The organism is Comamonas sp. SCN 65-56 (assembly GCF_001724135.1).
Classification (GTDB): Bacteria; Pseudomonadota; Gammaproteobacteria; order Burkholderiales; family Burkholderiaceae_C; genus Comamonas_C.
In genome coordinates this window covers 544,074-558,957 of sequence record NZ_MEDS01000025.1, presented here as the reverse complement: position 1 = coordinate 558,957, position 14,884 = coordinate 544,074, and the positions used below count along the sequence as shown (strand labels likewise).

The following is a 14,884-nucleotide window of genomic DNA, read 5'->3' as shown; positions in this document are numbered from 1 at the left end:
TAGGGCCAGCTTCTCAGTGAGAAAAAACAGGGCGAAAAAAGGCCGCCTCGGTGCAGAACACCCGCAGGCGGCCCGGATTTCAGAAAGACAAGCTCACTTCTTGCCGGCCACCTGGTCGCGGTACCAGAGCGGATGGTGGTGCTTGGCCCACGCGGCGCTGACGGTACCACGCACCATGGCGCCCAGCGTGCCCTTGACCCAGATGGCCGCATAGGCATGCACGATCACGCCCAGCACCAGCACGAAGGCGGCAATGGCGTGCAGCAACACGGCAATGCGCTGCAACGGGATGGGCACGCTCGCGGCAAACCATGCCTGCCAGAACAGCAGCCCGGTGGCCAGCAGCACGATGAGGCAGAGCGTGAACACCCAGAACACCAGCTTCTGCCCGCCGTTGTACTTGCCCACGGCCGGCATCTTCGCGGCGTTGCCCTCGGAGATCAGCCGGCTCGCACTGCCCAACCACGCCGAATCCTCCTTGCGCCAGACGTTGGCGCCCACGAACATTAAGAACATGCCGAGGAAGAGGATGAACATCGCAATGCCGATGTAAGGGTGCAGGATGCGCGTCCACTGCGGTCCGCCCAGCAGGTTGGTCAGCCAGAACAGCGCCGGGTGAAAGAGCGCGAAGCCCGATACCCCCGCGAGCACGAAGCAGGTGACGACCGCCCAGTGGTTGGAGCGCTGGCCCGCGCTGTAGCGTTGCAATTGCGGTGATTTCATTGCTGCTCTCCTTCGGTTGCATCCTCAGGCGCTTCCAGCGGACCCTTGCGCAGGTAATGGAACCACCCGGCAAACGCCGCCCCCGCCATGATTGCCAGGCCGATCGGCTTGGCCAGGCCCTTCCACAGGCCGACCGCCGCGCTGATGTGCGGATCACGCGGCAGGCCGGTCAGCTCGGGCTGGTCGGCATGCTTGAGCACGTACATCACGTGCGTGCCGCCCACGCCCGCCGGGTTGTAGACCCCGGCATTGGCATAGCCGCGCTCCTTGAGCTCCACGGTGCGCTGCTCGGCATGCTCCAGCATGTCCTCCTTGGTGCCGAAGGTGATGGCGCCGGTCGGGCAGGTCTTGACGCAGGCCGGCTCGATGCCCTCGCTCACGCGGTCGGAGCACAACGAGCACTTGTAGGCCTTGTTGTCCTTCTCGCTGATGCGCGGGATGTCGAACGGACAGCCCTTGACGCAGTAGCCGCAGCCTATGCAGTGCTCGCTGATGAAGTCGACGATGCCGTTGGCGTACTTGACGATGGCGCCCGGCGAGGGGCAGGCCTTCAGGCAGCCCGGGTCTTCGCAGTGCATGCAGCCGTCCTTGCGGATCAGCCACTCCAGCTTGTCCTTCTCGGGCTCGACCTCGAAGAAGCGCATCAGCGTCCAGCTCTGCGGCGAGAGGTCCGCAGGGTTGTCGTACACGCCCAGGTTGCTGCCCACGTCGTCGCGCAGGTCGTTCCACTCCGAGCATGCCACCTGACAGGCCTTGCAGCCTATGCACTTGGAGACATCGATCAGCTTGGCGACCTCGGCGACGTCGTGGCCGAGCGGGCGACCACATCCAGTGATTGCAGACTCGACATGGCTACACCTTTTCAATGTTGACGAGGAAGGCCTTGAACTCCGGCGTCTGCGAGTTGGCGTCGCCCACGAACGGCGTCAACGCGTTGGCCAGGTAGCCATTCTTCGTCTGTCCCTTGAAACCCCAGTGGATGGGGATGCCCACCAGGTGCACCGGCTTGCCATCGATGATGAACGGCTTGATGCGCTTGGTGACCACGGCCTTGGTGACGATCGAGGCGCGGATGCTGCTGACCTTCACGTTGTCGCCCTTCTTGATGCCCTTCTCCTTGGCCAGCTCCTCGCTGATCTCGACAAACGCCTCGGGCTGCATGATGGCATTGAGCTTGGAGTGCTTGGTCCAGTAGTGGAAGTGCTCGGTCAGGCGGTAGGTGGTTGCGGCATAGGGGAACTTGTCCTTGGTGCCGAACTTGCCCTCGTCGCTCTTGAATATCCGCACGGCCGGATTGTTCAGCGCCTTGGGGTTGTCCGGGTGCAGCAGATTCACACCCACCGGCGTCTCGATCGGCTCATAGTGCTCGGGGAAGGGGCCGTCCGCCATGCCGATGGCATGCAGGTGCGCCACCCCCTCGGGCGTCATGATGAACGAACCCATGCCGATCTCCGGCTTGGCCGTGGGCAGCATGTCGGGCACGTCGGCGCCGGTCCAGACCGAGCCATTCCAGTACTCGTACTTCTTGTTCGGCGCCCAGGGCTTGCCATCCTTGTCCGCGCTTGCGCGGTTGTAGAGGATGCGCCGGTTGGCCGGCCAGGAAAAGCCGAAGTTCTGGTAGACGCCCCAGCCCGTCGGGTCGGACAGGTCGCGGCGCGCCGTCAGGTTGCCGGCCTCGGACCAGGCACCCGCATACAGCCAGTTGCCGCAGGCGGTGGAGCCATCGTCGCGCAGGAACGCGAAACCCGCCACCTGCTGCCCGGCCTTCACCAGCACCGCGGGCGGTGCATCCGGCTTGGCTGGGTCTGCGGGCGCATGCACGTCGCTGATCGCCCGTCCGCTGATCTCGCGCAGCAGCTCGGCCGATGTCGGCTTGTCCGGGATGACGTAGGGCCAGTCCAGATTCAGGATGGGGTCGGGGAAGGCGCCACCATCCTTGGCATACATCGCACGCAGGCGCACGAAGAGCTCGGCAATGATTTCCGAATCCACCTTGGCTTCGCCTGGGGGCTCGACCGCTTCTTCCTTCCAGATCGCGACGCGGCTGGAGTTGGTGAAGCTGCCCTCTTCTTCAGCGAAACAGGCGCCTGGCAGGCGGAAGACCTCGGTCTGGATTTCTTCCGGCTTGACGTCGTTGAACTCGCCGAAATTGCGCCAGAACTCGCTGGTTTCGGTTTCCAGCGGGTCGATCATCACCAGGTACTTGAGCTTCTTCAGGCCTTCCAGCAGCTTGGGTTTGTTGGACACCGTCGCCAGCGGGTTGAAGCCCTGCGAGATGAAGCCCCCCATCTTGCCCTGGTTCATCAGCTCGAACATGTGCATGATGTCGAACGCGCCGGGGAACTTGGGCACCCAGTCGTAGCAGAAATTGTTGTCCTTGGTGGCAGCCTTGCCGTAGTAGGACTTCATCAGGCTGTTGAAGAAGCGCGAGAAGTTGCTCCAGTAATTGAACTGGTTGGGTCGCAGCGCCTTGGGCGTGAGCCGCTTGATGTAGCCCTCGTAGGTGGTGTCGCTGTCCATCGGCGCGCCCAGGTAGCCCGAAAGCACCTCGGCATACGCGTTCATGTCCGTCACGCCCTGCACGTTGGAGTGCCCGCGCAGCGCGTTCACGCCGCCGCCCGGCCGGCCCATGTTGCCCAAGAGCAGCTGGATCATGGCCATGGTGCGGATGTTCTGGCTGCCCACGGTGTGCTGCGTCCAGCCCAGCGCATAGCAGATGGTGCTGGTCTTGTCCGGCGCCGACATCTCGCCCAGCATCGCGCAGATCTTGAGGAACTTGTCCTTGGGCGTGCCGCAGATTTTCTCCACCATCTCCGGCGTGTAACGGCTGTAGTGGTGCTTGAGCTGCTGGTAGACGCACAGCGGATCCTGCATCGTCTCGTCGACCTTGACAAAGCCGTCCTCGCCCAACTGGTAGCCCCAGGTGGACTTGTCGTACTTGCGCTTGGCCTCGTCATAGCCGCTGAAGATGCCGTTTTCCAGCTTGAAGTCAGGCTTGAGCAGGAAGGTGGCGTCGGTATTGAATTTGACGTACTCGTGGTGGATTTTGTCGTTGCTCAGCAGCCAGTTGATGACGCCGCCGAGGAAGGCGATGTCACTGCCATTGCGAATCGGCGCATACAAATCCGCCACCGCGGAAGTGCGGTTGAAGCGCGGATCCACCGAGATCAGCTTGGCCTTGCGTTTCTGCATGGCCTCCACCACCCATTTGAAGCCAACCGGGTGGGCTTCTGCGGCATTGCCGCCCATCACGAGAATCAGATCGGCATTGCGAATGTCGGTCCATGAATTGGTCATCGCTCCGCGACCGAATGTCGGGCCCAGACTGGTCACCGTCGGTGCGTGTCAAACGCGTGCTTGTGTATCGATTCCTACCATGCCAAGGGCGCGCGCGACCTTGACCGAGATATAGCTGGATTCATTGGAAGACGAGCTGCAGATCAGGAAACCGGTGGACAGCCAGCGGTTCACCGTCGTGCCGGCATCGTTCTTGAGCTGGAAGTTCGCATCCCGGTCCGCCTTCATGTGCTTGGTGATGCGATTGAGCGCGTCCTCCCAGGAAATGCGCTTCCATTCCTTGGTACCGGGCTCGCGCACCTCGGGGAACTTGACGCGTCCCGGGGAGTTGATCATGTCCATCACGCCTGCGCCCTTGGGGCACAGCGAGCCGCGGCTCACGGGGTTGCTCGGGTCGCCCTCGACGTGGATCACCTTGCGTGTCGCATTCTTCGACTTGTCGCCCAGGGTGTAGATCAGCATGCCGCAACTTACCGAGCAGTACGGGCAGGTACTGCGGGTGACCGTGGCGGCGGTCAGTTTGTAGGCGCGTGTCTCGGCCAGTGCGGCGGTGGGCGAAAAGCCCAGGGCCACCATGCTGGAGCCGAGCAGTCCCGCCCCGCTGACGCGGAAGAACTGTCTGCGGTGCATGTCCATCGGAAACTCTCCTTTCGGTTGTGGAGAAAAGCCATGCTCGCGATGACAGTAAAAAACCCTGCCATCGAAAGATGCAAGGCCAGTCTAGGTATTTGGTGATGTTTGTTACATCAGGTAAACCCTGATGCAAAGTCGCGCAAGTGCCTGCGGGATGACTTTCACGGCATTTCGGCTGCGAGCTGCACGCGGTGGCCGGCAGCAGTCGCGGCCAGGCCCGGGTTCACGCCGCATCCGGCACTGGACGGCGCACCATGCGTATCGCATCGAACGGGCAGCGCAGCGCACACAGCGCGCAGCCGGTGCAGTCCGGCGCGTCGTCAAGCACCGAATGCTTGCTGGCGCCGGGCGCGTCGCGGTCCGCATGCAGCGAGAGTACATGCGGCGGGCACACCGCCACGCACCAGCCGCAACCGGTGCAGCGGCCGAGGTCGATGGCGGGGATGGCCTTGTGCGCAGCGTGCATGCGCGCAGCATGCCATGCGACGCGATGGCTGCTCGCGGCAATGGTTATCGTGATCGCCCCTGTGCGCTCGGCATTTCGCGAGCGGCGACAATCGGCGCATGCCAGATCTGACCATCCTCGATTCCGCTCCCGACAAACGTGAAGTCCTGCGCCGCGCCGCGCTGGAATACCACGAACACCCCCGGCCCGGCAAGATTGCCATCCAGGCGACGAAATCCATGGCCAGCCGCCACGAGCTGGCGCTGGCGTATTCGCCGGGTGTGGCGGCGCCCTGCGAGGAAATCGTCAAGGACCCGGCGGCGGCCTTTCGCTATACCGCGCGCGGCAATCTGGTTGGCGTGGTCACCAACGGCACCGCGGTGCTGGGCCTGGGCGATATCGGGCCGCTCGCCGGCAAGCCGGTGATGGAAGGCAAGGGGGTGTTGTTCAAGAAGTTCTCCGGCATCGACGTGTTCGATATCGAGATCGCCGAGAAGGACCCAGACAAGCTGGTCGAGATCATCGCGGCGCTGGAGCCCACCTTTGGCGGCATCAACCTGGAAGACATCAAGGCGCCCGACTGCTTCTATGTCGAGCGCAAGCTGCGCGAGCGCATGAAGATTCCGGTGTTTCACGATGACCAGCACGGCACCGCCATCGTTGTTGGCGCGGCGGTGCTCAACGCACTGGCCGTCGCCGGCAAGGACATCAGCCAGGTCAAGCTCGTCGCCTCGGGCGCCGGGGCGGCGGCGCTCGCCTGCCTGGGCCTGCTGGTCAAGCTCGGCCTGCCGCGCGAACACATCTGGGTCAGCGATATCGCCGGCGTGGTTTACCAGGGCCGCATCGAGCTGATGGACGAGGCCAAGGCGGCCTTCGCGCAGCAGACCGATGCCAGGACGCTGGCCGACATCATCGACGGCGCCGATATTTTCCTGGGCTTGTCCGCCGGCGGCGTGCTCAAGCAGGACATGGTGCGCAAGATGGCGGCGCACCCGCTGATCTTCGCGCTGGCCAACCCCAACCCGGAGATCACGCCCGAGGAAGTGCAAGCGGTGCGCGGCGACGCCATCATCGCCACCGGGCGCAGCGACTATCCCAACCAGGTCAACAACGTCCTGTGCTTTCCCTATGTCTTCCGCGGGGCACTGGACAGCGGTGCCACGACCATCACCACCGAGATGGAGATTGCGGCAGTGCGTGCGATTGCCGAACTGGCGCGGGCCGAGCAAAGCGAGGTGGTGGCGGCGGCCTACGCCGGCGAGCAACTCTCGTTCGGTCCCGAATACCTGATTCCCAAGCCCTTCGATCCGCGCCTGATGATGAAGATCGCGCCGGCGGTGGCGCAGGCGGCGATGGCCAGCGGCGTGGCCAGCCGCCCCATCGTCGACATGGCGGCCTACACCGACCATCTGCAGACCTTGGTCTACGCCTCGGGCACCATGATGAAGCCGGTGTTCATGGCCGCGCGCCAGGGCGAGCTCAAGCGCGTCGCCTTCGCCGAGGGCGAGGAAGAGCGCGTGCTGCGCGCCGCGCAAATCGTGTTTGACGAGCATATCGCCCGCCCGACGCTGATCGGGCGGCCGGCGGTGATCGCGCAGCGCATCGAAAAATTCGGCCTGCGCCTGAAGGAAGGGCAGGACTACGATGTGGTGAACGTCGAGCACGACGAGCGCTACCGCGGCTTCTGGCAGACCTACCATCGCATGACCGAACGCAAGGGCGTGACAGTGCCGATCGCCAAGATCGAGATGCGCCGGCGCCTGACGCTCATTGGCTCGATGCTGATGCACACCGGCGAGGTGGACGGCCTGATCTGCGGCACCTGGGGCAGCACCCAGCACCACCTGCAGTACATCGACCAGGTCATTGGCAAGCGCGAGGGCGCCAGGACCTACGCCTGCATGAACGCGTTGCTGCTGCCCGAGCGCGAGGTGTTCATCGTCGATACCCACGTCAATTACGACCCCAGCGCCGAGCAGCTGGCCGAGATCACCGTGATGGCGGCCCGGGAGATTCTGCGTTTTGGCATCAAGCCCAAGGCGGCGCTGCTGTCGCATTCCAACTTTGGCTCCAGCCAGCAGCCCAGCGCCGTCAAGATGCGCCAGGTGCTGGAGTTGCTGCAGCAGCAGGCGCCCTGGCTCGAGGTGGAGGGCGAGATGCATGGCGACGTGGCGCTAGACGCCAAGGCGCGCAAGGCGCTGATGCCCAACAGCGCGCTGACGGGCAGCTGCAACCTGCTGGTGATGCCCAACATCGACGCGGCCAATATCGCCTACAACCTGCTCAAGACGGCGGCGGGCGGCGGCATCGCCATCGGCCCGATGCTGCTGGGCGCGGCGGCGCCGGTGCATGTGCTCACGCCCAGCGCCACGGTACGGCGCATCGTCAACATGGTGGCGCTCACGGTGACCGATGCCAACGCCGAGCAGGCTGCAGCACAGACGTGAATTTTGTGCACCTGCACAAAACCCCGGGTAAACCCTGGGGCTCTGCCCATTTTTTCAGCACAGACTTGCATTTTCAGGCCGTTTTTGTCACACTAGTGCGTTTTGATTTCGGGTAAACCCTAGTTTGGCGCTGCCGACGGGTTGCTTGTGATTGCTTGTGTAAGGCGGTTGCCAATGGGAATTTCACTTGCCGGGGGCGCGCGCCAGTGGCTTGCCGCGGGGCTCGTCGGCATGGTGTGCATGCTGGCCCTGCCCGCAGCTGCGCGGGGAGTGGCAGAGCCGACCGCCGCAACGTCGATCAGCGTCGAGCAGCTGCCCGCCAACGGGCGCGCGACCTATGCGCTGATCCGGCAAGGCGGCCCGTTCCCGTACGACAAGGATGGTTCGGTGTTCGGCAATTACGAGCGGCAGTTGCCCGTGCACAAACGCGGGTATTACCGCGAATACACGGTACGGGCGAAGGGTCAGCGCGGGCGCGGAGCGCAGCGCATTGTTTGCGGCGGAGCGCCGCGCACGCCCGATGCCTGCTATTACACGAGCGACCACTACACCAGTTTCAGGGTGATCACGCCGTGATGCCGTCTGCCTTTGATCGCGATCGAACGGCTGGCGCCGCGGACACCCAAGCCTTGTCGACATGGGGCGACAAGACCAATGCTTTTGATGAACTTTTGACAGAAAGAGTTGCGGAGATGGACATGCCACTTCGTCAAGACGATGAAAACCTGCTGCGCAACGTGCGCGCCAACATCGTGCAGTCGATTCGCGCCTTCAGCGTGAACGACCTGCAGGAGACGGCCGCGCGGCTCGGCCACCACTTCCTGTACGCCAACCTCGCCCATGCACAGACCAAACAGGATGTGCTGGACCTGCTGGCGCAGCAGTTTCTGTTTCCGGCGCATTTCGGCAAGAACTTCGATGCGCTCTACGATTGCATGACCGATCCGCTGCACAAGGCCGGGCCGCAGCCGGGCTTTGTCGTGGTGCTCGAGCAGATTCCTGCGACCGTGAAGTTCGACAAGGAAGCGCGCGAGCAACTGCTCGACATCTTCCGCGATGCCGCGGAATATTGGGGCGACCGGCGCATTGCGTTTCGCTGCTTCTATTCTTTTCTGTAGCCCGTTCCGCGACTTTTGGCCCTGCGGAACGGGCTGATGAGGCCGAGCAGCTCCAGGCTGCCCAGTCTCTGGCCGTGCACGGCGTGCAAATCGACGCCGAATCCGGTGAGCGCATGCCCACCGACAAGCTGCTGGATGTCTCGCCGCTGGCGCTGCGCATGAGCAGCCCCTTCAACAGCGCCTACTGGCTGGCGGACGCCGCCTGATACGACTTCGCCTTCAAACGCATCACTGCGTTGGTTCGCCTTGCCGTGCCAGAGCACTGTCTACGGCTTCCCGCCTTGTTCTGCGCTTGAATGCAAAGTCGTATGAGCACGAGCGTCAGGCGCTGGCGGCGGTCAGCGCCTGCGCCAGCTGTACGTATTCCTGCACCGGCACTTCCTGCGCGCGCCGCTGCAGATCAAAGTCCCCGCCGTAGCCGTGCGTCGCAAGCCAGGGCGCGAGCGGATGACGCAGCAGCTTTCTGCGCTGGCTGAACGCGGCCTGCACCAATTGCGAGAGCAGCGCCGCATTGACCGGCGCCGGCGTGGCCAATGGCAGCATGCGTACCACGCTGCTGTCCACCCGCGGCGGCGGATCAAAGCTTGCTGGCGGCACGAAGAGCACATCTTCCATCGCATAGCGCCATTGCAGCATCACCGAAAGCCGCCCGTACGCGGCACTGTCGCAGGGCGCCACCATGCGATCCACCACCTCTTTCTGCAGCATGAAGTGCTGGTCTTCGATCACTTCGGCAAACGCCAGCAGGTGAAACAGGATGGGTGTGGAGATGTTGTAGGGCAAGTTGCCGCAAATTCTGATTTTGATAGCTGCTAGCGCGCTTGCAATCTGCGCAAAATCCACTTTCAATACATCGGATTCGATCACCGATAGTTGTGGGTTGCGGCGCAGTTGCGCGGCAAGGTCGCGGTCCAGCTCGATGACGGTGAGTGCCCCCAGGCGTTCGAGCAGCGGCTGGGTGAGCGCCGCCAGGCCCGGGCCGATCTCCACCATCACCTGGCCCGGCCGCGGCTGAATAGCGCGCACGATGGCGTCGATGATGGCCGCGTCCCGCAGGAAATGCTGGCCGAAGCGCTTGCGCGGGATGTGCTGCATGCCAGCTTTATTGCGGCGGCTCGCGCATCTCCACGTAGGCGCGCGCGCGCTCCTCGCGCATCCAGTTGGCGTAAGCCTCGTCCAGCTTCTTCGAGCGCACTGCGTCGCGCACCAGGTCACGCTGCTCGCGCTGCGTGAGCTTCACCTTGCGCCGGCCTTCGAGCTGGATCAGGTGCACGCCAAAGCGGGTGACGACGGGCTGGCTGACTTCACCGGGTTTGAGCTGGTCCAGCGCCTGCTGGAACTCGGGCACGTAGCGGCCGGGGTAGGACCAGCCGAGGTCCCCGCCCTGGCTGCTGCTGCCGTCTTGCGAGTATTCGCGCGCGAGCGCTTCGAACGAGCCCTGCCCGCTCACGATGCGCTGGCGCAGCTCCTCGAGCTTGGCGGCCGCCTGGGCCTCGGTCTGGTTGGGGCCGACGCGCAGCAGGATGTGCCGCGCATGTGTTTGCACCGCCATGGTGGGCAGGCCGTTTTTGGAGCGCTCGATCACCTTGAGAATGTGGAAGCCCGCCGACGAGCGCACCGGCCCGACCACGGCGCCGACGGCTGTCTTGGCGGTGGCCTCCAGGAACAGCTCGGGGTAGCGGTCCTCGGGACGCAGGCCGAGCTCTCCGCCGGAGCGGCCCTCGGGGGCGTCGGAGTATTCCCGCGCCAGCGCGGCGAAGTCCGCGCCCGCCTTGAGCTTGGCCGCGACTTCGTCGGCACGGGCCTGGCGTTCGGCCACCTGCTGCGGGCTGGCGTTCTCCGGCACCTCGATGAGGATGTGGCCGAGATTGATGGCCTGCGTGGCCTGGTCCGCGCCTTGCGCCTGCTCCTGCATGAACTGGTCTACGTCGGCGTCGCTGACCTTGACGCGTGACTCGACGTCGCGCTCGCGGATGCGCAGCGTCAGCAGCTGGTTGCGCAGCTCGCGGCGAAAGCGTTCGACGGAGATTCCCTCCTGTGCCAGCTGGCGGTGCAGCTGCTGCAGCGAGACATCGTTTTGCTGGGCGACGGAGCGTTCCGCCTGATCGATGGCGTAATCGTCCACCTTGATGCCGGATTCCAGCGCCAGTTGCACCTGGATGTTCTCGGAAATCAGGCGCTCCAGCGCTTCATGCAGCAGCTGTTCGCGCGGCGGCATGGCGGCGCCCTGGGCCTGCATCTGGTCGGTGATGCGGGCAGCGCGCGCGCGCACTTCGTTGTTGGTGATGGGCTCGGAGTTCACCACGGCGACGATGTAATCCGCCGACCGCGGCGCCAGCGCCTGTGGGCTGGCGCTGGCCGCAGCCGCGGCGGGCACCGCAGCCGCGGCGGGCACCGCCGCCGGTGCTGGCGTTGCAGGCACGGCAGCGGCCGCTGCCGCCTTGGGCGGTGCGACGGATTTGCGCGCAGCGGGCGCCGCGGCCTTGCCCGACGGTTTCTGGCTCTGGGCGTGGCTGGCCGGCGCGGCAAGCAGCGCCAGGGCCATCAGGCTGGCGAGGGCGGAGTATCGGGCGCGTGGTGTCATGGCGGATAAAGGGTTGGCACTCAATCGTAGCGGGTGAAGCGGCTGGGGACGGGTTGGCGGCTCTCGAGCGTCTGGTAACCCGGCACGTTCTGTTGCAGGCTGGCCAGCGGATTGTTGCCGAACGACAGGCGCGACAGGCCCTTGAGCTCAAGTTGCAGCAGGATGCGCGTGTTCGAGGTGGTGGCGCCCATCTGCAGGCGCTCCAGCACCACGCGGCCGGTCCAGCAGCAGCTGTCGTATTCGGCGCCGATGATGGCATCCGTCAGCTTGCGATCCATCAGGCTGTAGTTCAGGCGTCCCACGCTGTACCAGCGCCCGTCCCGCCCGGTCGGGCTGCCGCCGGACGATCCGAACACATCGGACAGCGGCCATTGCCAGCCCAGGTCCAGCTGCTTGCTGGCCACGGTGAAGGGGCCGGTGACATCCTGCTTGCGGTAGGCCACGCTGAGCGTGTGGTACTTGGCCGGGGTGTAGCGCGCGGCGATGGTGGCGCGCAGCGACTTGCCCTGCTTGGGGTTGTACTGGAGGGTGGAGTCAAAGCTCCATTGCGGCACCCAGTGGATGCCGGCACCGAGCAGGATGTCCGACAGGTGCTCGCTCACCATGGGCTGGCCGGGCATGGTGACGGTCTGGTCGGAAAAGCGCAGGCGCTGCGCCAGGCCCAGGCGCACGGCCTCGGCGCCGCTGCCCGGGTCCAGCAGCCGCGTGGTCACGCCCAGCGTCAGCAGGTTGTTGTCGGCGATGCGATCGTTGCCGCCAAAGGAGTTCTCGGTGTAGATGGAGGCGAAGTTGAAGTCGGTCTGCGCCGTGTCGTAGACCGGCAGCATGCTCTGGTTGTGGTGCGGCGTGAAGGTGTAGAAGGCGCGCGGCTCCAGCGTCTGCACGAAGCCGCGGCCGAAATACGCCGCGTCGCGCTCGAACACCAGGCCACTGTCGAGGCTGAAGGTGGGGAGCACGCGGGTGATGGCGGTCTGCCCGGTGGCGAGCGGTGTATCGAACTGGTAGCGCGTGGCATGCAGCTGCAGGCGCGGCGTGATGAAGCTCGCCGGCGTGAGCCAGGGGCGGCTGAGCTGGGCGACGAAGTAGCTGCGTGCGGCATTGGGCTGGGTGTAGAAGCTGCGATCGCCGCGGAAATGCGTGTAGTCGCCATCCAGGCGCAGATCCAGCCCCGAGCCGACGCTGTCGGGCGTGTAGGCCCAGTGCAATTGCGGCAGCAGGTCGTAGGGCGGGGTGATCGGCGACGTCACGTCCTGCAGCGTCTGCCACTTGAGCGTGCGCAGGCTGACCGCGTGGTTGCCCCGGGACCAGCGCAGGCTGCCATCGGCCGCCAGCAGCCGCTGCGCGGTGGTGTCCAGCGGATTGGTGTTGCTGGCACCGCGCTGGGGGAAGTCGCGCCAGTAGTTGTCGTCGCTGGCGCGGCGGATGCTGAGCCCCAGGCCCAGGTCACCCAGGGGCGAGGCGATCTGCGCGTTGTGCTGGATGCGGCCCAGCCAGCGGCTGCGATCGCGCAGCCGGTCCGCCGGCATGTAATTGAGCCCCAGCTCGCCGTTGTAGCGCGGCTCCAGGTAGCGAAACTCCGAGTTGAGCGCGACGCCGCGGCGCGACATCAGCATCGGCGTGAAGGTGGCGTCGCGGTTGGGCGCGATGTTCCAGTAATACGGCTGGGCGTAGACGAAGCCGCTGGTGCTGTCCAGCGCCAGCGTGGGCGGCAGCAGCCCGGACTTGCGCTGGTTGGACAGCGGGAAACTGACCCAGGGGGTTGCCAGAATGGGCACGCCCTTGAATTCCAGCACGGCATTGGTGGCCACGCCTTCGTCCTGCACCTTGTCTATCGTCAGCGTCTGGGCGCGCAGCACCCAGTCGGGCTGCCAGCTGGCTTCGTTGTCTTTTTCGCAGGTGGTGTAGGTGGCGTCGTGCGAGACCGAATGGTCGTGGTCGATGAAGTCCACGCGGCTGGCCACACCGTGGCCGCCCGTCTGCAGCAGCCGGTAGTCGATCTGCGTGAAAAAGCCGTTGAAGGCGTTGACCTTGAGATCGAGCAGCTGGCCGTCGTAGAGGTTGCCGCCGCGGTTGATGCGCACATGGCCGCTGGCGCGCGCGCGGTCTTCGGGGATGTCGTAGTCCATGCGGTCCGCATGGATCACGGTGTCGCCGCGGCGCAGCTCGGCATCGCCCTGGATGTTGATCTGCACGTCGGTCTGCCCCTCGATGCGCTCGCCGCGCACAAAGGTGGGCAGGGCGGAAGGCGGCGTAGGCGCCTTTTCGGCCAGCTGCGGCGAGGTTTGCAGCGTCGGGGCGGGCAGCGGTGCCCCATCCTGCTGGGCGAGCGCCTGGGCGCAGACCAGCAGCCCGGCGCAGACCAGCAGCCCGGCGCAGACCAGGCTCGGCAGGCGGCAAAGCGGCAGGGACAGGGGTGGTGGCACGGATGGAGTATTCAGGCGCCCTGGGCGGCTGGCGCACCGGCCCGGCACAGGTCTATGGGGAAAATCCGGCAGACCCGGCCCCTACAATTGCCATTATCCATGAGCACTGTGCCCCATTCCCCCAGCCCGCCCGCGGTGGCCTGGGACGACCCTGCCCGCGAATCGGTGTTCCAGGCCTGGCTTGCTCCGCTGGCGCAAAGCCAGGGCCTGCAGCCTTCCTCCTTGCGCACCGCCAGCAGTGATGCGAGCTTTCGGCGCTACCTGCGCATTGATGCCGCGGATGGCGCGGCCCGCATCATCATGGATGCGCCGCCCGAGAAGGAAGATTGCCGCCCCTTTGTCGCCGTGCAGGCGCTGATGCAGACCGCCGGCCTGCGCGTGCCGAAGATTCTGGCGTGGGATGAGGCGCATGGCTTCATGCTGCTCACCGACCTGGGCGCCCCAACGGCGATCGAAAACCTCGACCCCGCCCAGCCGCAGGCGGCGCATGCCTGGTACCTGCAGGCGATCGACATCCTCATCGACTGGCAGAAGGCCAGCCGCCCCGGCGTGTTGCCGCCGTATGACGAGGCGCTGCTGCGCCGCGAGCTGCAGCTCTTTCCTGACTGGTATGTGGCGCGCCACCGGCAGACCGTGCTGGATGAAAAGCAGCAGGCGGTGCTGGCCAAGGCGTTCGACGCCATCGTCGCGCAGAACCTGGCGGCGCCCCCGGTCTTCGTGCACCGCGACTACATGATGCGCAATCTCATTGTGGGCGGCGATGAACAGCTCGGGGTGCTGGATTTTCAGGATGCGGTCTACGGCCCCATCACCTACGACATCGCCAGCCTGATGCGCGACGCCTTCATCAGCTGGGAGGAAGACTTCGTCATCGACCTCACCGTGCGCTATTGGGAGAAGGCCAGAAAGGCTGGGCTGCTGGGCGCTGTCAGCGGGAGTGGCTGGGGTGCGGACTTCGGTGAGTTCTACCGCGCGGTGGACTGGATGGCACTGCAGCGGCACCTGAAGGTGGCCGGCATTTTTGCCCGCATCACGCTGCGCGACGGCAAACCGAAGTACCTCGCCGATGCGCCGCGCTTCATCGCCTATATGCGCGCCACCTGCGCGCGCTACCGCGAGCTGGGGCCGCTGTTGCGCCTGATCGATCAGATCGAAGGCACGCAGGCTGCCCAAGGCTATGCCTTTGGCAGAATTTGAATGAAATCGGCCTTCAG

Annotated in this window: 11 protein-coding genes and 1 pseudogene; 5 read left to right on the top strand and 7 right to left on the bottom strand. The window is 65.2% G+C overall.

Going from position 1 to position 14,884, the window contains the following annotated elements; all coding sequences use genetic code 11:
• Positions 1–93: 93 nt before the first annotated feature.
• The 4 genes and pseudogenes from ABS45_RS15560 to ABS45_RS15545 all read right to left on the bottom strand — a co-directional run bounded on the left by ABS45_RS15560 (position 94) and on the right by ABS45_RS15545 (position 5,119).
• Entirely contained in the window at positions 94–723 is a 630-nt protein-coding gene (locus ABS45_RS15560) for a formate dehydrogenase subunit gamma (protein WP_291557084.1), read from the bottom strand.
• Positions 720–1,573: pseudogene (gene fdxH / locus ABS45_RS15555) on the bottom strand (formate dehydrogenase subunit beta). The gene ABS45_RS15560 and the pseudogene fdxH overlap by 4 nt, the downstream one beginning before the upstream one ends.
• 2 nt (positions 1,574–1,575) lie before the next feature.
• Positions 1,576–4,656, bottom strand: coding sequence for a formate dehydrogenase-N subunit alpha (gene fdnG / locus ABS45_RS15550; RefSeq protein ID WP_291557081.1), 3,081 nt, complete (start codon positions 4,654–4,656; stop codon positions 1,576–1,578).
• 220 nt (positions 4,657–4,876) lie between these two features.
• Positions 4,877–5,119, bottom strand: coding sequence for a 4Fe-4S binding protein (locus tag ABS45_RS15545; protein WP_291557078.1), 243 nt, complete (start codon positions 5,117–5,119; stop codon positions 4,877–4,879).
• Positions 5,120–5,217: 98 nt separating this feature from the next.
• Here ABS45_RS15545 and ABS45_RS15540 point away from each other — a divergent pair, with 98 nt between their 5' ends.
• The 4 genes from ABS45_RS15540 (at position 5,218) to ABS45_RS15525 (ending at position 8,869) form a co-directional block, all read left to right on the top strand.
• A complete protein-coding gene (locus ABS45_RS15540; protein ID WP_291557075.1) occupies positions 5,218–7,545 on the top strand; it encodes an NADP-dependent malic enzyme in 2,328 nt (775 codons plus the stop codon).
• Between the two features lie 240 nt (positions 7,546–7,785).
• Complete coding sequence (locus ABS45_RS15535) at positions 7,786–8,121, top strand: ribonuclease domain-containing protein (RefSeq protein WP_291557298.1); 336 nt, start codon at positions 7,786–7,788, stop codon at positions 8,119–8,121.
• Positions 8,122–8,237: 116 nt separating this feature from the next.
• Entirely contained in the window at positions 8,238–8,663 is a 426-nt protein-coding gene (locus tag ABS45_RS15530) for a barstar family protein (RefSeq protein ID WP_291557072.1), read from the top strand.
• A 74-nt stretch (positions 8,664–8,737) separates the two neighbouring features.
• On the top strand, positions 8,738–8,869 hold the full coding sequence (locus ABS45_RS15525; RefSeq protein ID WP_291557069.1) for a hypothetical protein: 132 nt from the start codon (positions 8,738–8,740) through the stop codon (positions 8,867–8,869).
• A 115-nt stretch (positions 8,870–8,984) separates the two neighbouring features.
• Here ABS45_RS15525 and rsmA read toward each other — a convergent pair whose 3' ends face one another.
• From rsmA to ABS45_RS15510, 3 genes are read right to left on the bottom strand one after another with little or no spacing between them, the layout of a single operon-like run.
• Positions 8,985–9,758, bottom strand: coding sequence for a 16S rRNA (adenine(1518)-N(6)/adenine(1519)-N(6))-dimethyltransferase RsmA (gene rsmA, locus ABS45_RS15520; protein WP_291557067.1), 774 nt, complete (start codon positions 9,756–9,758; stop codon positions 8,985–8,987).
• Between the two features lie 7 nt (positions 9,759–9,765).
• The gene (locus ABS45_RS15515; RefSeq protein ID WP_291557064.1) at positions 9,766–11,247 is read right to left on the bottom strand and encodes a peptidylprolyl isomerase; all 1,482 of its coding nucleotides are present in this window, start codon (positions 11,245–11,247) and stop codon (positions 9,766–9,768) included.
• Between the two features lie 20 nt (positions 11,248–11,267).
• Positions 11,268–13,670, bottom strand: coding sequence for an LPS-assembly protein LptD (locus tag ABS45_RS15510; RefSeq protein WP_291557060.1), 2,403 nt, complete (start codon positions 13,668–13,670; stop codon positions 11,268–11,270).
• A 99-nt stretch (positions 13,671–13,769) separates the two neighbouring features.
• On the opposite strand from ABS45_RS15510, the gene ABS45_RS15505 reads away from it, so the two are divergent.
• Entirely contained in the window at positions 13,770–14,867 is a 1,098-nt protein-coding gene (locus ABS45_RS15505) for a phosphotransferase (protein WP_291557056.1), read from the top strand.
• Positions 14,868–14,884: the final 17 nt, after the last annotated feature.